Here is a 17,389-nt window from a genome sequence, read left to right as displayed (position 1 = left end):
ATTTTATGAGGAGAGAGAAAATGGATTCTTTTCGTGAACAATTTGAAAAGCATGTGACCCATGATTCAATTGAGGTAAATGGCATCCGCCTTCATTACGTCTTTGCGGGAAAGGAGGATGCTCCCCCCGTCATCCTCCTGCACGGCTTTCCGCAAAGCTGGGTGACGTGGCGTTATGTAATTCCGACGCTTGCCGCTTCTCATAGAGTCATCGCTGTGGATCTGAGGGGCTACGGCGATTCTGAAAAGCCGAGCGGCATAAACGGTTATGATAACAAAACGATGGCAAGCGATATACAAGGTCTGATGCGCCGCCTGCATATACAAAGAGCGTTAATTGCAGGGCATGACAGAGGCGCAAGGGTAGCAAGGCGGCTGACTTTAGATGCTCCGGAGCTGGCGGCTGGCCTTGTGCTCATTGACATTATGCCGACTGAATACGTCTATGATTCTCTGACCGCAGCTGAAGCGGCAAAAAAATACTGGCACTGGACATTTCAAGTCGTTCCCCATCTGCCGGAAGAATTAATAAAAGGAAAAGAAGAGGAATATCTTAGATTTTTATTAAGCAGAGGTGACGGGCTTTTTGACCTGCTGACATCAGACGGCGCCTGGGACCGGTACTTAGCCGCCTGGAAGCAGCCCGGCGCTGTCCAGGCTGCGCTTAATGACTACAGAGCCGCTTATCAAATTGATTTGCCGAGATATCGTTCAGAAAAGGAATCACAGAAAAAACTGGATGTTCCCACACTTTTGCTGTGGGGAGAAAAAGGGAACTTAGCCGGTCTTCCCGTGCTTGACACATGGAGAGAATCAATTCGTGAAGTCAGTGGTGGATATGAGGTAAAAGGCTGCGGCCATTATGTCCCCGAGGAAAAACCGACAGAAACCGCCCGCAGGATTATCGATTTTTCAAAAACGGTTTTTTAAGGGGCGCACCACACCGAAACAGGCAGACTCTTAAAACCCGGCCTGATGACTTACCTTCTCTATCACAGGCCGGATCATTCATAAGTGAAATGGTTCTGAACCAGCCCCCTCTTTTTCCTGCTTGCTGCCTTAATCAAAATAAACGGGTTTGTCCGGATGTTTGAGATATGAAAACATCCTTTCAATCTGACTTTCCGTATTGCGGGCGGCAGATAGCGGCGGCAGCTCCGTTTCCGCAAAAAAAGCGGCCGCGCTGGTTTCCGTTCCCTCCCTGAGCTGTCCGCCGATGATCTCACATTTGATAAACACTTTGTAAACGTGGACGGCGGACGGCGGATGGGAATGGCATTTCTTATCCATTACAGCTAACAGTTTGACCGGCTTTACGTCGATTCCCGATTCTTCTTTTACTTCTTTGACAGCGGCTTCGCCAGGAGAGATCCCGATATCAGCCCACCCGCCCGGCAGCGCCCATTTGCCGTCGCTTTTCTCTTTCACCATTAATATGCTCTGATCTTTAAAAACTGCCGCTCTGATATCAACTTTCGGAGTGGGATAGCCCCTATCACCGGCGAATATGTCTTTTATGATCCTTTTCTCGATGCCTGTATAATGCACCATGATATCCACGCTTATTTTTCTTATTTCTTCAAATCTCTCAATATCATATATGTCTTTGGAATAAGCCAGCCCCGCTTGCGCCGCGGATTGAAGCTGTTTTGCCCATTCAAGCCATTTTGGCTCCATTATTTTCACCGCCTAACTTTGATTCACGAACTCCCGAGGACCCAGGTATTGCACTTTGAGAGTACTCATGATCCGTTTCTGCTTCTTGTTTTCTGTGTATGGCGGGACGAATCCTGCTGTTACACATCAGAAAAAAGCCATTCTGCAATGAATGGCTTTTTTTCAGACACTATTTTTCTTTAATAACGAGCACGACGCCTGCAGCAATAAGAGCCGCCCCGATCCAGAAGGTTCCTCCGATCTTCTCCCCCAGCAGCAGCCAGCCGAGCAATGTCCCGGAGAGCGGCTGAAAGAAGAAAAACAGACCTCCGCTTGCCGCATTCAGCAATTGCAATCCGCGATTCCACAGCATGAACGCACAGGCCGTTGAAATCACACCCAGATATAAAAGGCCGCCCCATATCTCAGGCCGGGCAAGCTGAGACAACGGAATCTCCTGAAGCGGGCCCGCTGTAAACGGGGTCAGGATGACAAATGCGACACAAATGGAATAGGTTGTGACGACAAGCGGTGAGTAACGGCCGGGAACCCGTTTAATCAGCACGGACATCAAAGCCCATGTCAGCGCCGCAGCCAGAAGCGAGAGACCGCCGAGCTGGCCCGACATATTGATATCTCCGTTCCCTACGATGAGCAATACCCCGATGGTCGCCAGTCCTACCGATATTCCTTTTTTCAGCGTTAACCGTTCTTTCAGAATCAGACGGGCAAATACAACCATAAATGCGGGAGTGGATGCCGTAATGATCGCTCCCATTTGCGCGGTTGATAATTTCGTGCCGATCTCCTGCGTGACGATCGAAATCGTGTTGCCGATCAACCCGATCACAGCAATCAGTAATAGATCACGTTTATGAACTTTCCAGGATTGACGTGTAAACAAACTGAGAAGTAAAAGCGCCACAAGCGCGACCGCATATCTCAGCCATACCAGTTCAAGCGGCGGAATGACCGCTACCACAACTTTTACAACGACATACATACCGCCCCAGATACTGGCGGCCAATGCCAAATAAATCGAACCGAACAACGTATTTTTCAATTTGATGCACCCTCCGTTATCATATTAGGTCATGTGACATGCCCTAACGGAGAGAAGCGCAGTCACTTTCCTCCATTAAGGGCGGAGAAGTGCTGCCGGTACATCATGTTCAAATAAAGGCGCCAAAAACATATCGCTTTTCACCTCAATTTCCAATCTGATTTTTCTCATTATACAAGGTTTGTTAAAAGGCGTAAATGATCAGCTTTATGTGCCGCGGACTTGCAGCTGAATTCTTGTGATTTGATTGTCAAACCCATCCGCCACAACTTCATCGAGCATGTATTCTTCATATGCATAATCCCCCATTTCCAGCCCATACTCTTCAATGAACTGCATGATTCTGCGGTAAGCCGCTTCCGCTTCATCTCCTATTTGATACCCGACCGCATAAAGCCCTTTCGGCTTGATATGGAGGTCTTTATTCACTATGCCTTCTTCTGTCTTGATATAAAAATGAGTGTAGTTGTAGAATTCTTTCTTCAGAATCTGCTCCCGCGCAAACAGGCCGCCGACCGGGTGCCCCTGATCGAGTTCATGGATTTGCCTATAGCGGATCAATTCGGAAAGAGCGGCGGTGTATTGCCGTTCAGGCAAATTGAGTACAGGACGCCCGATCATAAGCGGTTCTTCATCTGAGTGCTGCAGAGAGACGGAGGAAAAGTCCGTCTCCAAGGCCTGTTCGGTCAGTTTCACCTTTGTCTGAATCATCCTTTGCAGGTGTTCGAGCTTTTTGATTTTGCTTTCGATTTCTGAGGATTTCTCCTTTAAAAGCGCGATGATATCCTCGGGGGTTTTGTCTGTTAAGAGCGGTTTGATACGCTTTAAGGGTATGCCGACCTCCTTAAACAGACTGATGACCTGAAACAGCTCGAATTGATGATAGGAATAATATCTGTATCCGTTCGCTTTTTTGATTTCCGGAGAGAGCAGGCCGATCTCGTCATAATGGAACAGGGTTTGTTTTTTTACGTGGCAGAGTTTTGCAAATTCACCCGTTGTAAAGTATTTTCTGACGTCTTCGCTCATAATACCTCCTTGACTATACGGTAACCATATCCTTTATGATGTTCATTGTATCTGAGAGAAGGCTGACTCACAAATCAGCTTACCTATGGACGGACGCTTACGGCAATCGAAGCTTTTAACCGTCTCAGAAAAAGCGGAAGAGGAGTATTAAGTATGACTATTGAAATCAAAGCAGTCACGGAAGAAAACCGTGCTGATATACTGGCGCTTCATGTAAGCGAAAGCCAGACTTCATTTATTGAAACCGTGGAAAAGTGTTTACAAGATGCTGAGGATTGCCGGCATTATCAGCCGGCCGGCCTTTATTTTAACGGAGAATTGGTCGGCTTTGCCATGTACGGATGGTTTCCGGAATATGATGAGGAAAACCAAAACGGCAGAGTGTGGCTTGACCGTTTTTTCATTGATGAACGATATCAGGGACGCGGTTTGGGCAAACTGATGCTTGATGCCCTTATCCGGCACCTCGCTCGATTATATGATTGCAGACGGATTTATTTAAGTCTGTTTGAAGATAACGTGCACGCATTGCGCCTTTATCAAAGATTCAGCTTTATATTCAATGGAGAGCTGGACTTCAACGGGGAAAAAGTGATGGTCAAAGAGCTGTAGACTCTCTGTATAAAAGCCATTCGTCTTCTTGCCAATACCTTAAATTTGAGGTAACATAAAAGTATTGAACGACGGTCGACGGACGACCAATGTCGATTGTTAAAACCTGATACAGCGGATCGGAATATTGTGATCAGGCATCTAAATGGAGGAGAAGATTGTGCTTATTATACTCGTTATGTTTCTTCTCGGGATTATTCTCGGGTTTATCGGCGCGGGGGGAGCCGGTTTTGTCATTGCGCTTTTAACCATACTTTTTCACGTACCAATTCATACGGCTTTGGGCACTTCCCTTGCCGGAATGGCTTTCACAAGTTTATCGGGGGCTTTCAGCCACTACCGTGAAGGCAATATTCAGATGAAAATCGGTCTCATCGTCGGCGTTTTTGCGGCATTCGGTTCGTTTTTCGGAGCCAGACTTACTTCTCTTATTCCCGCAGATTTGCTGCATTACTTGACGGCGGGCATGCTGTTTTTATCTGCTCTGCTTATTTTGGTCCGGTTATTTATTTTAAAAGAAACACAAGAAGACTCCGGACGGCAAAGCAACCTGAACATATGGGTGAAAGCCGTTGTGCTCGGTATCATCGCAGGGATCTTGTCCGGAACGTTCGGCATCGGTTCTGCCCCCTTCATCCAAATCGGCTTAATGATTCTTTTGCGCTTATCCATCCGCCAGTCGGTCGGCACCACCATGCTTGTCATTATCCCGCTTGCAGTCGGCGGAGGACTCGGTTATGTGACGGAAGGATTTGTCGATTATATGCTGTTGGTCAAAGTGCTGATCGGAACGATGTGCGGCGCGTATGTCGGAGCGAAATTCACCAATCTCGTGCCGAAAGTCATTCTGAAATCAGCCATCTTTTTAACACCGGCCATCGCCGGTCTGATGCTTTTATTTTAAACTGAAACGGAAGGCAGCCGCCTCCCGTTTTTTTCTGTTCTTTACCGGTTTTCGCAGAGCTTTTTCAGCTTTGCCTCCGTTTCGGTGTGATCTACCGGCGTATACACGCTGCAGCGCAGGTCACTGTTGCCCTGAACCTGAAAGGAAGTCAGGTTAAAAACCATTTTTCCCGCCTTCGCGTGGCGGAACTCAATTAATACTTCGGGAGCCGAGCTGACTTCGCTCTCATTCCACAGCGTATGAAACTCTGAATATGTCTGCTCCATTTCTTCTATAAACTGAGAATACCACGTATCCGCGACATACTGGCCGTAATACGTTCTGAAAATGGCGATGAACCCTTTCACAAAATGCTCCCAGTTCACGGCTAGACTTCTTAATTCTTTTCTGGAAAACAATAGCTCTATGAGATTCCGCTTTTCAGGAGGAATTTGTTCAAAATCCAAAAACACGTGAGCCGCCGCCTGGTTCCACCCTACGATATGGCACCGCCTGTCCGAGATAATGGTGGGACAATAACGGAGCTCCTGGAGGATTTTTGAAAGGGACGGGCTGATGACCGCTTCTTCCTCCGCTGTAAACGGCTGCTTCACGCCCTCATCAATGGCAAGCGCGTACAAATAATTTCTCTCATCTTTATTCAGCTGAAGCGCATCGGAAACGGCGTCCAATACGGCTGCTGACACTTTAATGTCTCTGCCCTGCTCCAGCCACGTATACCACGTGGTGCTTACGCCGGCTAATTGCGCGACTTCTTCTCTTCTGAGGCCCGGCGTTCTTCTCCGTGTGCCCATTGGCAGCCCGGCCATCTGCGGAGAAATTTTGGCCCGCTGCGTTTTTAAAAACTCAGAAAGAGCCTGCAATCTTGCTTCTGGTATCATTCTGACCCTCTCCTTTCTTACCCTGGTACTTATTATACTAGGATAATCAACAACTTGTAATAGGATAATTGCGAGTTACAATAAATACATACCGAAGGAGGAATGACCATGAAAAGAGTTGTGATCACCGGAATGGGAGTGATTTCACCTCTCGGCAATGATGTGCATACATTTTGGAAACACCTGACGGAAGGAAAATCAGGAATCTCTATCATAGATTCGTTTGATGTCTCCGGCTCCAAGACAAAAATAGCCGGCACCGTCCGCGATTTCGACGCAGAAGAAAGATGGGGCAGAAAAGAAGCGAGAAAGCTTGACCGTTTCAGCCAGTTTGCTTTAGCCGCAGCGGAACAGGCGCTGGAAAGCTCCGGGATTCAGCTCGAGCAAATTGACCGTGAACGCCTCGGCGTGTACGTCGGCTCCGGAATCGGCGGCATCACGACCTTGATTGACAATGTCCGTACGTTAAACGAACGGGGAGCGCGAAAAGTGAGCCCGAGCCTTGTCCCTATGATGATTTCAAATGCGGCCGCCGCTCAAATCAGTATCAGATTAGGCGCGCTCGGTCCCTCACTTTCTCCCGTCACCGCGTGTTCTATCGGCAATACGTCGATCGGGGAAGCATTTAACGCCATTCGGAATGATGACGCAGATATCATGTTTGCAGGGGGTGCGGAGGCGGCGATTACAAACCTGTCATTAGCCAGCTTCGGCAATGCCCACGCGCTGTCAGCGAGAAATGAAGACCCCGCCGCGGCAAGCCGGCCGTTTGACGCGGATCGCGATGGTTTTGTCATGAGTGAATGCGCGGGTATTGTAGTATTAGAATCATTGGATAACGCAATCAGCCGAAATGCTCCGATCCTCTGTGAGGTGCTCGGCTACGGCGCAAGCTCGGACGCGTATCACATGGTAGCCACCCATCCTGAAGGAACGGGCGCATACTTGGCGATGAAAAACGCTTTGAAAAAGGCGAAGGTTTCAGCGGAAGACATTGATGTCGTAAGCGCCCATGCGACAAGCACTAAAGCCGGAGATCTTTCTGAAACATTGGCAATCAAGAAATTATTCGGGGAGCTTGCCTATGACATTCCGGTCACGGCAAACAAGTCAATGCTCGGCCATATGCTTGGCGCGGCAGGCGGAGTTGAAGCCATCGCTCTGACAGAAAGCTTGAGACACGGCATCATCCCGCCGACGATCAATCTGCAAACCCCTGATTCGGCGTGTGATTTGGACTATGTATCAGACGGTCCGCGTCAGCAATCTTTAACAATCGGCCTCTCCAATTCATTCGGCTTTGGCGGACATAACTCAGCGATCATCCTGAAGAAATATGAATAGCGGGCATAAAAAAAGGAGTGAATCATTTCACTCCTTTTTTGCTTTCTCCTGTTTTGTTGTTAAGGTGAAAAAAGCGATGGAACCGATAACGGATGTCGCAAACATGATCAGCCCCATCGGCACGGCCGTCGCTTCATTCATTCCCACAAGCGGCGACACGATGGAACCGAGAAGAAGCGGAAGCATGCCGAGCAGTGCGCTTGCGCTTCCCGCGCGGTGTCCCTGCTTTTCCATCGCCAGTGTAAAGGTGCTTGTCAGCGTCATGCCGATCGTAATCATATAAATAAAAATGGAAATCACCAGTGCCGCCAGCGGCCCGTGAATGATCGTCATGACAAGCAGAACGGCTGTCGCCGTCATCGCTGTAATGACACCAATCCTCAGCAGGCTTTTTTCATGAATGATTCCGCCGAAACGCCCGATGATAAAGCTTCCTGTAATGATCGCCAGCCCGTTTATGCCGAATAAAACACTAAAGACCTGAGGCGATACTCCGTAAATATCCTGATACACAAAAGGCGTCCCCGAGACATACGCAAAGCTCCCGCCGAACGCATAGCCGATAAATGACCGATCTTTCAGCAGGCTTCCCATTGTCCGCACGGAATTTCCGATAGAGCTCGGGATACGCTTTTCCGGCGGCAGGGTTTCTTTCAGCTTGAGCGCAATGATGAGAACAAGCAAAAACCCGATAACGGTTAAAAAGAGAAAAATCGTATGCCATGATGCAAACGGGAGCAGTAAAATCGCGCCTCCCGTCATTGGCGCCACCATCGGCGCGACGGCGGTAATGACCATTAACAGCGAGAAAAATTTAGAAAGCTCTCTCCCCGTAAAGACATCTCTGACGATCGCACGGGACAGAACGAGTCCTGCCGAAGCGGTGAACCCTTGAAGAAAACGGGCAATCACTAATGTTGTAATGTTCGGCGCAAGCGCGCAAAACAGAGAAAACAAGGCAAATAAAAAAATACATAGTAATAACGGTTTTCTTCTTCCCTGCGCGTCACTTAACGGGCCGACAACAACCTGTCCGATTGTCAAGCCGATCAGACATGCGGTTAAAATGAGCTGGACAAGCGAAGCGCGGGCGCTTAAATCTTCGGCGATTTCAGGGAAACTCGGCAGATACATATCTATATTCAGAGGCCCCAGTATCGCAAGCATGCCGAGAAGAAAAGCCAGCGCAAGCCGCTCCTTGCCGGTCGGATTATGCAGCATATCGTTCCCACCTTTCCTTTGTCAATCTCTCAAAACATTTGTATATTGTATCATAATTTTTTCTTTATTTTTTAAAGTTTTCAAGGGCGGCAGGAAGACATAAAAAAACCAAGGGCCATAACAGCCCTTGGTCTCCGATCTTGCGGTGAAACGTTTTACGCATGCTTTTCTTTAAACGCTTTTGCGTATTGGTCGGCCGCTATAATGGCATCTGCCACGTCATCAGCCGTGACATCAAAAGCGGCATGTATCGTTTCTTCTTCAATGGTTGCGGCTTCTGCCACTTTCATAATGTCCTCTTTAGATGCGTCTTTCAATTTGATGTCTTCAAGTGTGACAGGCAGCCCCAAGCTGATATAAAACGCGATATACCGCTCAATTTCTTCAAGCGAACGTTTTTCCAGCGCCAGTTGAACGAGCGTGCCGAATGCCACTTTTTCACCGTGAGTCAAGTGATGGATCTCACCTTCAAGCGCGGTGAAGCCGTTGTGAATGGCATGCGCCGCAGCCAAGCCGCCGCTTTCAAATCCCAGTCCGCTCAGAAGTGTATTGGCTTCAACCACCGCTTCCAATGGAGGAGTGACGACTTTCGCTTTTACGGATTCATAGGCGAGATGGCCATATTTGAATAGTACTTCTTCACATTTTTCCGCGATGGCTTCTCCTGCGATTGTAGGAATTCCGCCCGCCATCGTTTTACCGCCATTGGCGATGACACTGCGCGCCTCTACCCACGTCGCCATCGCATCGGCAATACCTGATGCTAAAAAACGCGGCGGGGCTTCCGCGACGATTTTCGTATCGACCAGAACCAGGTCAGGATTCTTATGGTAGAAACGATAGTTTTCAAACGCGCCTTGTTCTGAATAAACGACAGACAGTCCGCTTGTCGGAGCATCCGTTGAAGCGGCCGTCGGCACGATAACCGTGTAGCCGTTTATTTCATCTGATACGGCTTTGGCCGTATCAAGCGTTTTACCGCCGCCGACTCCGATCACAATGGACGCACCCGCTTTTTCTGCAATGCCCGCAATTCTTTTCATTTCTTCCTGGGAAGCTTCTCCGTTGAAAACCGCCTCTTCAGAGGAGATATTGCTTTTCTTTAATTCAGCCGTCACTTTGTGACCAGCGATATCCCATACGGTTTTGTCGGCAATGACGACGGCTTTTTCACCAACGCCCTCCAGATGTCCGCCGATTGTTTCAATTGCGTTTTTTCCTTGCACATATTTGGCCGGACTGATAAAAATTCGTTCCAATGTCATCATCCCTTCTTTGATGTCTTCCATACATTTCTCTTAATGATAGAGCAGAAATGAAAACTCTTCTGATATAATTCCTCTTTTTTATTTGATTCAAACCTCATTTACATAATAGAAAAATCAATTTTCACAGCATTGACAAGATGTGAAGGTGTCTATATAATCTTCGATATTGAAGCTGATCATTCTTTACTGAATGAACAAACGAGATTGTGAATGATTCGTCTTAAAAATTATTTAGTTCTGCTGGATAATTTTTGAGGCGTTTTTGTTTTTTATATATTTTTGACTGCAAAGGAGGTCTACACATGAAGAACATTTGCAAGGATATACTGATGATTATGGCCGGGGCCTTTCTTATCGCGGCGTCCGTGGAATTTTTCGTCATCCCGAATCACTTAGGGGACGGCAGCACCGTGGGAATCGCTCTTGTTTTATATTATCTTTTCCATATACCTGCGAGTATTACAACACTGGTTGTAAATTTGATTTTTATCGGACTGGCTTATAAATTTCTAACGAAAAAAACGATTTTATACACGATACTCGGTACGGGGATGACTTCTGTTTTTCTCAGCATCGTCAGCTTTATTCCGTTCGGGGTTCATGACATGGTGCTCGGGATCGTGTTCGGCGCTCTGCTGATGGGAGCGGGGCTGGCTTTAATCTTTATCGCTGACGGATCTACCGGCGGGACCACGCTTTTAGCGTATTTATTAAATTACACAAAGGGTTTTAACATCTCCAAAAGCATGTTTTATATGGATTGTGTCATTATTGTCGCATCCGTTTTAGCGATCGGCATCAATCATACGCTGTATACGTTTATATTCGTTTATCTGTGCGCCAAAATCGTCGATATTGTCATTGAGGGTTTCCATAATAAAAAAGCCCTCACCATTATGTCTGACCAATACGAAGAAATCGCCAAAGCGATCACCTCCGTATACGGCAACGCGGCAACGATTTTTTACGGATACGGGTATTACGGCAGCAAAGACAAGCGCATTATATATGTCGTCATTAAAAAGAACGAATTACTGAAAATCAAAAAACATGTTCAAAAAATTGATCCGAAATCATTTATCGTTATTCATGAAGTAAAAGAAGCTGTCGGAGGGCAATTCGGCTTTACAAACCTGCCCGCCGCCGCGAATGAGAAATAACCGCCTGCAGTGTATATCTGCAGGCTTTTTTATATTCGTCCCTCCCCTCTCAAAGGTTTTTACACTTTTTGATTGAAGTAATAAATGAAATCTTTTTTGATGGGAGAACATAATATGAATATCAAAACCGACAGGCTCGTGATCCGGACATTTGAACCGGAAGATTGGAAAGATGTCTATGAGTACACCTCAAATCTGAATGTCATGAAGTATATACCGGAGGGTGTCTTTACCGAAGAAGATGCCAAGAAATTCGTTATTGATAACAGCGGTGAACATGCCGAGATGTTCCCTGTTGTATTGAAGGATGAAAAAACGGTCATTGGCCACATTGCTTTTTTTAAGTATTTTGGTGACCATACGTATGAAATCGGATGGGTGTTTCACCCTGATTATCAGGGCAAAGGATATGCTTCAGAGGCTGCAAGCGCCTTGCTGGGATTCGGGTTTAAAACGATGAAATTACACCGGATCATTGCGACATGCCAACCGGAAAACACTGCCTCGCATCGGGTGATGGAAAAGATCGGAATGCGGCGGGAAGGCTTTTTCAAAAAATGCATCCCCCATGATAATGACTGGTGGGATGAATATTATTATGCCGTTTTAGAAGAAGAGTGGGAAGCCTCAAACCTGGAATAAAAAGGCTTATACCTTTTGCTTTTACAGGTAAGTGTGTGCTACACTGTTTGTAACAAATACGAAGGGACGATGGGTGGACAATGATTAACTAATCTTATTTTGACCGTTTGAAATCAAATATTTCAAATCAGAAAAAATAGGATTAGTCTGCCCATTTTCTATACGATACAAAAGCTATGTAAAAATAGCTTATTTGATCATGCACAGGTACGGCTAATCCTTCCAAATCAATTGGGAGGATTTTTTTGTCCTCCCTTAAAGCGAGGGATTGACATATGAAAGAAATATTAAAATTAACCGGAATCAGTTATGAAATCAACAGTGTTCCCCTTTTTGAACAGATCAGCGCGAGTGTTCAGCAGGGAGAGATTATCGGTGTCATCGGCAAAAACGGCGCCGGCAAATCTTTATTGCTGCAATTGATCTGCAATCAAACAGCACCGTCACAAGGACAGATCCAGATGATGCAAGATGTGAACATCTATATGGTCGAACAAGAAACGGAAGCTTATGATTCCGGCCTGCCGGAGCCTGCGGAGGCAGCATTATTAGAAAAATGGAACGTGCCCGCCCGAGCCTTTTCCCAATTAAGCGGCGGAGAAAAACTGAAAGCCCGTCTTGCCAAAGGGTTCTCCTCCTCAAGCGGCCTTTTGTTATTACATGAGCCGACGAATCACCTTGATCAGCACAGTTTAGAAATCCTGCAAAATCAGATCAAGAACTATAAAGGCACCATTATTTTGGTTTCCCACGACCGTGCTTTTTTGGATGCAGCGGCGACAAAAATCTGGGCCATCGAAGGAAAGAAACTCATTGAGCATAAAGGGAATTATTCAAGCTATATGGAAGTCCGCAAACAGAGAAGACTGACACAGCAGCGGAATTATGAGAATCAGCAGAATATGATCGCACGGATTGAAGCTCAAATGAACGAGCTGAACGCCTGGTCAAAAAAAGCCCACGCCCAATCAACGAAAATAGAAGGCTTTAAAGAATACCACCGCGTAAAAGCAAAACGTACGGACGCGCAGATTAAATCAAAGCAGAAGCGTCTTGAAAAAGAGCTTGAAAAAGCGAAAGCAGAACCGGTTGAGGCTGAGTATGAAGTCCGCTTTTCCATTGAACACCGCAAAAAAGCGGGAAAGCGTTTTTTAGAAGTAAGTGATGTCACAAAATCGTATGACGGCCGAACGCTGTTCAAAAATGTGAATTTCACTGTTTTGCACGGTGAAAAGATTGCCATTACAGGCCCGAACGGCAGCGGGAAAACAACATTATTGAAGGTCATCCTCGGTCAGGAAAAAGCTCAGGGCGGCAGCATATGGATGTCTCCGTCTGCAAATGTCGGGTATTTAACGCAGGAAGTATTTGACCTTCCGCTTGACAAAACCCCCGAACAGCTTTTTTACAAAGAAACGTTCGAAGCAAGGGGAAATGTGCAAGCCCTCATGAAGCATTTAGGATTTACCGCAGCGCAATGGACGGAGCCTATCGGCAAGATGAGCATGGGAGAGCGGGTCAAATGCAAGCTGATGGCATTTATTCTGGAGGAAAAAGATGTGCTGATTCTCGATGAGCCGACCAACCACCTTGACCTGCCGTCACGCGAGCAGCTTGAAGACACATTGGCTCAATACGACGGAACGCTCATCATCGTATCGCACGATCGTTACTTTCTCGAAAAAACAACGGACATCCGGCTTGATATCTCAAACGGCAGCGTCCGAAAACAATGGAAAGAATCCCCCGCCGCCAGAGATGATATTGAAGAATTACGATTAAAGCTCGAAACCGAACGGCAGGAAGTGCTTGGAAAGCTCAGCTTCATGACTCCGGCTGATAAACAATATTCTGAGCTTGATCAAAAATTCAAAGAGCTGACGGAAGAGATCAAGAAATTGAAATGAGTACAAAAAACCCGTGATTCTCACGGGTTTTTTTTTGGAAAGTTTACGTATAGAAAAGAATAATTTCAAACTGATTTGTACAACCTACATTCAGATTATTATGAGCATGGTTCAGGAGGGCGAAGAATGGCCAAACGAATTGGAATTACGGGAAACATCATGGCTGATCAATCCGGTCCTTTCCCGGGTTATAATCGGGCGTATGTCAATAATGATTATATTCAGTCTGCTGCCGAAGCCGGCGGCGTGCCGTTTATTTTGCCGGTGATTCAAGAGACGGAGCTTTTAAAGGAACAGGTCTCTCAGGTTGACGGCATCATTCTGTCCGGCGGCCAGGATATAGACCCGCTGCTTTACGGCGAGGAACCTTTACAGGCTTTGAGAAAGACCTTTCCTGATCGGGACGCCTATGAGAAGGAGCTCATTCAAACGGCGATTGCTATGGAGAAGCCGATTCTGGCGATCTGCCGCGGGATGCATATGTTAAATGTCACTTTCGGGGGCACTTTATATCAGGACCTGTCACACGCTTCGTTTGCTGAGATCAAGCATGATCAAGAAAAAGATCCTCCGTTAAAAACCCATCATGTTTCTTTCGAAAAAGGGACCCGTCTTCATTCCTTGTTTGGCGATTCAGCGCGTGTGAATTCATTCCATCACCAGATCATAAAAGAGACAGCTTCAACGTTTAAGGCCGCGGCTTATGCGAAAGACGGAGTCATTGAAGCGATTGAACGGACGGGTGAGTTATTTGTCGTCGGCGTGCAATGGCATCCTGAAATGCTGACAAAGAAACATGAAGACATGAAAAAGCTTTTTTCTCTGTTTATGGATGCAGTCGGCACATAAAAAAAAGCAGATCACGATGATCTGCTTTTTTATTTTATATTCAATTCTGTTCTTTCGGTTTCTCCGGCATTTTGCCTTGTGTCAGTTTATGGCCTTCTATATCAACGTTTGGGATAATTTTATCCAGCCGCTTCGGCAAATACCAAGCGGCATGTCCCATCAGCTTCATGACGCTCGGAATGATGGTCATTCTTACAATGAACGCATCGAAAAGAACACCGAATGCCATTGCCAATCCCATGGATTTGATCGTAGCTTCCCCCGCAAAGATAAATCCTGCGAAGACGAAAATCATAATCAGCCCCGCCGCTGTCACGACAGGTCCGTTATGTTTTAATCCGGCATGAATGGCTTGTACCGGATTTTTTGCCTTTTTCCGGGATGCGCGGCACTTTTCGATCCTGATAAACAAAATTTGTAAGACTAGATCCCTTTTCTCAGGGAAAATTAACTGCGTATTTCTAGAAAAGGAGGCTACAGACGATTATGGATAAGCGTGAATTAGCGGCTCATGAGTCGCTCGACTTACATGAAATAATTAACTTCAAGACGCTTTGTGTAGCGAAATCCAAGCTCATGCAAGGGCTTGTGTTTGATCAGGATCTGAAAACGTTAATGGAAAAAGATGTTCAGCAGGCCTCTCAAGATCTGGCTGATCTGCAGACGGTTTATGAACGTGCACCTTTTCAGGCTCCTGTTCCTCAAAACCGGCCGACACCGATCATCAACTGAAAGGAAGGTAAGCACCATTGAATCATGACCATTTAGATCCAATCAATTCATTACATGTCCCTGAACTCGCAGATATGACATTCGCAATGGATTTTCTCATACGCGCCAAAGAAGGCGTCAGAAATACCGCCGTCGCTTTAACGGAAACCGCTTCACCTGATGTAAGGGCTTTGCTGCGCAAACAGCTCATGCAAGGAATCGCGATGCACCAGGAGATTACAGACTTGATGGTCAGCAAAAAGTGGTTTCACCCGCATGACCTGAGCGAACAGTATAAATTGGATCAGCTTTCAGCGAAAAATACCCTCATGGTCGGAAACATGAACCTGTTTCCCGTTGAAACAAACAGAAAAGGAATGTTTGACCGTACACCTGATGAACACTAATACTGGAGGTATTACAGCATGAAGGCCGTAACGTATCAAGGAGTTAAAAACGTTGTAGTCAAAGACGTGCCTGATCCGAAAATTGAAAAACATGATGACATGATTATAAAAGTCACAAGTACGGCAATTTGCGGCTCAGATTTACATTTAATCCACGGACTCATCCCGAACTTGCAGGAAGACTACATCATCGGGCATGAACCGATGGGCATCGTGGAAGAAGTCGGCCCCGGCGTGACGAAAGTCAAAAAAGGCGACCGTGTCATTATACCTTTTAATATCGCCTGCGGAGAATGCACTTATTGCAAAAATCACCTGGAAAGCCAGTGTGATCAATCAAATGATAACGGCGATATGGGCGCTTATTTCGGCTATTCAGGGAGTACCGGCGGCTATCCGGGCGGCCAGGCGGAATATTTACGCGTCCCTTTTGCGAACTTTACCCATTTTAAAGTCCCCGAAACGTGTGAAGAACCTGATGAGAAATTGAGTGTGATTGCCGATGCGATGACAACCGGCTTTTGGAGCGTTGACAATGCCGGCGTAAAAGAAGGCGATACAGTTATCGTTCTCGGCTGCGGGCCAGTGGGCCTGTTCGCTCAAAAATTCTGCTGGTTAAAAGGAGCTAAACGCGTAATCGCTGTAGACTATGTCAACTACCGTCTCCAGCATGCCAAACGGACGAATAAAGTGGAAATCGTTAACTTCGAAGACCACGAAAATACGGGAAGCTACCTGAAAGAAATCACCAAAGGCGGCGCGGATGTTGTCATTGACGCCGTCGGCATGGACGGAAAAATGACAGACATGGAGTTCCTCGCAAGCGGATTAAAGCTTCATGGCGGGGCTATGAGCGCTTTGGTCATTGCCTCCCAAGCGGTGCGAAAAGGAGGAACGATTCAGATTACGGGCGTGTACGGCGGCAGATATAACGGTTTTCCCCTTGGCGATATCATGCAGCGGAACGTCAATATCCGCTCAGGACAAGCTCCGGTCATCCACTATATGCCGTATATGTTTGAATTGGTATCAACCGGAAAAATTGATCCGGGCGATGTTGTAAGCCACGTCATTCCGCTCAGCGAAGCGAAACACGGCTATGAGATGTTTGACACGAAAACAGATGATTGCATAAAAGTTGTACTCAAACCTTAGAGAACGGAGGCTACAGAAAATGGCCCGCGCCTTACATGAATTACTCGAAATTCAGGAGATGACGTCTTTTAAATCACTTTGTCTGACGAAATCCAAAACCATGAAAGCGCTGGTATCCGATCCGCATCTGAAAGAAATCATGCAGCAGGATGTGGATACATCTACTAGGCAATTGCAGGAATTTGCCTCGATTTTATCTGATCAACAGCATGAATGAGGAGATGAATGACGAATGAATCCGATTATTGAATACCTGACGGGAATGGATGCACTGACAGACCAAATTGTCGCAATGGATTTATTGAATTCGGCAAAAAGCGGAGTCAGAAACTATGCGATGGCGGCGACGGAAGCAGGAACGCCGGAAGTGAAAGCGATCCTCACCCGGCACTTAGAAGAAGCCCTTGACATGCACGAGCAAATCTCAACCTATATGATGGAAAAAGGGTGGTATCATCCGTGGAACACAAACGAACAAATCCAGCTCAATTTACAAAATATTGATACTGTGCTCCGCCTGCCCGTTCTATAAACGTTTGCTGCTGAGGACAGTTCAGCATGAATGCCGCTGTCCTCAGCAA

19 protein-coding genes and 1 pseudogene are annotated in these 17,389 nt (G+C 46.6%); 13 read left to right on the top strand and 7 right to left on the bottom strand.

Annotated elements, in window-relative coordinates; genetic code table 11:
- The first annotated feature begins 20 nt into the window (after positions 1-20).
- Positions 21-929, top strand: a complete 909-nt coding sequence (locus ACW5MY_RS02810; RefSeq protein ID WP_013351156.1) for an alpha/beta fold hydrolase — start codon at positions 21-23, stop codon at positions 927-929.
- Between the two features lie 129 nt (positions 930-1,058).
- Here the strand turns inward: ACW5MY_RS02810 and ACW5MY_RS02805 are convergent, their stop codons facing one another.
- The 3 genes from ACW5MY_RS02805 to ACW5MY_RS02795 form a co-directional block, all read right to left on the bottom strand.
- A complete protein-coding gene (locus ACW5MY_RS02805; RefSeq protein ID WP_013351155.1) occupies positions 1,059-1,676 on the bottom strand; it encodes an NUDIX hydrolase in 618 nt (205 codons plus the stop codon).
- 169 nt (positions 1,677-1,845) lie between these two features.
- The gene (locus ACW5MY_RS02800) at positions 1,846-2,718 is read right to left on the bottom strand and encodes a DMT family transporter (RefSeq protein WP_013351154.1); all 873 of its coding nucleotides are present in this window, start codon (positions 2,716-2,718) and stop codon (positions 1,846-1,848) included.
- A gap of 207 nt (positions 2,719-2,925) precedes the next feature.
- Positions 2,926-3,747, bottom strand: coding sequence for a MerR family transcriptional regulator (locus ACW5MY_RS02795; RefSeq protein WP_013351153.1), 822 nt, complete (start codon positions 3,745-3,747; stop codon positions 2,926-2,928).
- Between the two features lie 153 nt (positions 3,748-3,900).
- Here ACW5MY_RS02795 and ACW5MY_RS02790 point away from each other — a divergent pair, with 153 nt between their 5' ends.
- Together ACW5MY_RS02790 and ACW5MY_RS02785 are read left to right on the top strand one after the other, a co-directional pair.
- Positions 3,901-4,359 (top strand): GNAT family N-acetyltransferase, encoded by a 459-nt coding sequence (locus ACW5MY_RS02790; RefSeq protein WP_013351152.1) that lies wholly within the window; start codon positions 3,901-3,903, stop codon positions 4,357-4,359.
- Between the two features lie 160 nt (positions 4,360-4,519).
- Positions 4,520-5,263, top strand: coding sequence for a sulfite exporter TauE/SafE family protein (locus tag ACW5MY_RS02785; protein WP_014469825.1), 744 nt, complete (start codon positions 4,520-4,522; stop codon positions 5,261-5,263).
- Positions 5,264-5,304: 41 nt separating this feature from the next.
- Here the strand turns inward: ACW5MY_RS02785 and ACW5MY_RS02780 are convergent, their stop codons facing one another.
- On the bottom strand, positions 5,305-6,144 hold the full coding sequence (locus ACW5MY_RS02780) for a helix-turn-helix transcriptional regulator (RefSeq protein ID WP_013351150.1): 840 nt from the start codon (positions 6,142-6,144) through the stop codon (positions 5,305-5,307).
- Between the two features lie 108 nt (positions 6,145-6,252).
- Between ACW5MY_RS02780 and fabF the strand changes: the two genes are divergently transcribed.
- Entirely contained in the window at positions 6,253-7,488 is a 1,236-nt protein-coding gene (gene fabF, locus ACW5MY_RS02775) for a beta-ketoacyl-ACP synthase II (protein ID WP_289394173.1), read from the top strand.
- Positions 7,489-7,515: 27 nt separating this feature from the next.
- On the opposite strand, the gene ACW5MY_RS02770 is transcribed toward fabF, so the two are convergent.
- Both ACW5MY_RS02770 and ACW5MY_RS02765 read right to left on the bottom strand, forming a co-directional pair.
- Positions 7,516-8,709: a Bcr/CflA family efflux MFS transporter gene (locus tag ACW5MY_RS02770; RefSeq protein ID WP_462061663.1), complete on the bottom strand. Its 1,194-nt coding sequence runs from the start codon at positions 8,707-8,709 to the stop codon at positions 7,516-7,518.
- 155 nt (positions 8,710-8,864) lie between these two features.
- The gene (locus ACW5MY_RS02765; protein ID WP_014469823.1) at positions 8,865-9,998 is read right to left on the bottom strand and encodes a glycerol dehydrogenase; all 1,134 of its coding nucleotides are present in this window, start codon (positions 9,996-9,998) and stop codon (positions 8,865-8,867) included.
- A 281-nt stretch (positions 9,999-10,279) separates the two neighbouring features.
- Between ACW5MY_RS02765 and ACW5MY_RS02760 the strand changes: the two genes are divergently transcribed.
- The 4 genes from ACW5MY_RS02760 to ACW5MY_RS02745 all read left to right on the top strand — a co-directional run bounded on the left by ACW5MY_RS02760 (position 10,280) and on the right by ACW5MY_RS02745 (position 14,535).
- The gene (locus tag ACW5MY_RS02760; protein ID WP_014469822.1) at positions 10,280-11,137 is read left to right on the top strand and encodes a YitT family protein; all 858 of its coding nucleotides are present in this window, start codon (positions 10,280-10,282) and stop codon (positions 11,135-11,137) included.
- Between the two features lie 114 nt (positions 11,138-11,251).
- The gene (locus tag ACW5MY_RS02755; RefSeq protein ID WP_013351145.1) at positions 11,252-11,779 is read left to right on the top strand and encodes a GNAT family N-acetyltransferase; all 528 of its coding nucleotides are present in this window, start codon (positions 11,252-11,254) and stop codon (positions 11,777-11,779) included.
- A 275-nt stretch (positions 11,780-12,054) separates the two neighbouring features.
- The gene (gene abc-f, locus ACW5MY_RS02750) at positions 12,055-13,686 is read left to right on the top strand and encodes a ribosomal protection-like ABC-F family protein (protein WP_289394171.1); all 1,632 of its coding nucleotides are present in this window, start codon (positions 12,055-12,057) and stop codon (positions 13,684-13,686) included.
- 126 nt (positions 13,687-13,812) lie between these two features.
- A complete protein-coding gene (locus tag ACW5MY_RS02745; RefSeq protein WP_013351143.1) occupies positions 13,813-14,535 on the top strand; it encodes a gamma-glutamyl-gamma-aminobutyrate hydrolase family protein in 723 nt (240 codons plus the stop codon).
- A 40-nt stretch (positions 14,536-14,575) separates the two neighbouring features.
- Here the strand turns inward: ACW5MY_RS02745 and ACW5MY_RS02740 are convergent.
- Positions 14,576-14,935 (bottom strand): annotated as a pseudogene (locus ACW5MY_RS02740) (MMPL family transporter); the annotation flags it as partial.
- Between the two features lie 86 nt (positions 14,936-15,021).
- On the opposite strand from ACW5MY_RS02740, the gene ACW5MY_RS02735 reads away from it, so the two are divergent.
- Genes ACW5MY_RS02735 through ACW5MY_RS02715 form a run of 5 tightly spaced genes read left to right on the top strand, consistent with a single transcriptional unit; the run spans position 15,022 to position 17,340 of the window.
- On the top strand, positions 15,022-15,267 hold the full coding sequence (locus tag ACW5MY_RS02735) for a hypothetical protein (protein WP_013351141.1): 246 nt from the start codon (positions 15,022-15,024) through the stop codon (positions 15,265-15,267).
- Positions 15,268-15,284: 17 nt separating this feature from the next.
- A complete protein-coding gene (locus ACW5MY_RS02730; RefSeq protein WP_003156070.1) occupies positions 15,285-15,653 on the top strand; it encodes a spore coat protein in 369 nt (122 codons plus the stop codon).
- Between the two features lie 18 nt (positions 15,654-15,671).
- The gene (locus tag ACW5MY_RS02725; protein ID WP_014469821.1) at positions 15,672-16,808 is read left to right on the top strand and encodes a zinc-dependent alcohol dehydrogenase; all 1,137 of its coding nucleotides are present in this window, start codon (positions 15,672-15,674) and stop codon (positions 16,806-16,808) included.
- 19 nt (positions 16,809-16,827) lie between these two features.
- A complete protein-coding gene (locus tag ACW5MY_RS02720; protein WP_013351139.1) occupies positions 16,828-17,025 on the top strand; it encodes a hypothetical protein in 198 nt (65 codons plus the stop codon).
- A gap of 15 nt (positions 17,026-17,040) precedes the next feature.
- On the top strand, positions 17,041-17,340 hold the full coding sequence (locus ACW5MY_RS02715; RefSeq protein WP_013351138.1) for a spore coat protein: 300 nt from the start codon (positions 17,041-17,043) through the stop codon (positions 17,338-17,340).
- The last annotated feature ends 49 nt before the right edge of the window (positions 17,341-17,389 follow it).

The sequence above is a fragment of the Bacillus sp. Bwzl_19 genome (genome assembly GCF_054900515.1).
This window is presented reverse-complemented; position numbering and strand designations above follow the sequence as displayed.

Coding starts and splice junctions, on each gene's coding strand:
- ACW5MY_RS02810 (WP_013351156.1), top strand. CDS start 21: ATGGATTCTTTTCGTGAACAATTTGAAAAGCATGTGACCCATGATTCA.
- ACW5MY_RS02805 (WP_013351155.1), bottom strand. CDS start 1,676: ATGGAGCCAAAATGGCTTGAATGGGCAAAACAGCTTCAATCCGCGGCG.
- ACW5MY_RS02795 (WP_013351153.1), bottom strand. CDS start 3,747: ATGAGCGAAGACGTCAGAAAATACTTTACAACGGGTGAATTTGCAAAA.
- ACW5MY_RS02790 (WP_013351152.1), top strand. CDS start 3,901: ATGACTATTGAAATCAAAGCAGTCACGGAAGAAAACCGTGCTGATATA.
- ACW5MY_RS02780 (WP_013351150.1), bottom strand. CDS start 6,144: ATGATACCAGAAGCAAGATTGCAGGCTCTTTCTGAGTTTTTAAAAACG.
- fabF (WP_289394173.1), top strand. CDS start 6,253: ATGAAAAGAGTTGTGATCACCGGAATGGGAGTGATTTCACCTCTCGGC.
- ACW5MY_RS02770 (WP_462061663.1), bottom strand. CDS start 8,709: ATGCTGCATAATCCGACCGGCAAGGAGCGGCTTGCGCTGGCTTTTCTT.
- ACW5MY_RS02765 (WP_014469823.1), bottom strand. CDS start 9,998: ATGGAAGACATCAAAGAAGGGATGATGACATTGGAACGAATTTTTATC.
- ACW5MY_RS02760 (WP_014469822.1), top strand. CDS start 10,280: ATGAAGAACATTTGCAAGGATATACTGATGATTATGGCCGGGGCCTTT.
- ACW5MY_RS02755 (WP_013351145.1), top strand. CDS start 11,252: ATGAATATCAAAACCGACAGGCTCGTGATCCGGACATTTGAACCGGAA.
- abc-f (WP_289394171.1), top strand. CDS start 12,055: ATGAAAGAAATATTAAAATTAACCGGAATCAGTTATGAAATCAACAGT.
- ACW5MY_RS02745 (WP_013351143.1), top strand. CDS start 13,813: ATGGCCAAACGAATTGGAATTACGGGAAACATCATGGCTGATCAATCC.
- ACW5MY_RS02735 (WP_013351141.1), top strand. CDS start 15,022: ATGGATAAGCGTGAATTAGCGGCTCATGAGTCGCTCGACTTACATGAA.
- ACW5MY_RS02725 (WP_014469821.1), top strand. CDS start 15,672: ATGAAGGCCGTAACGTATCAAGGAGTTAAAAACGTTGTAGTCAAAGAC.
- ACW5MY_RS02720 (WP_013351139.1), top strand. CDS start 16,828: ATGGCCCGCGCCTTACATGAATTACTCGAAATTCAGGAGATGACGTCT.
- ACW5MY_RS02715 (WP_013351138.1), top strand. CDS start 17,041: ATGAATCCGATTATTGAATACCTGACGGGAATGGATGCACTGACAGAC.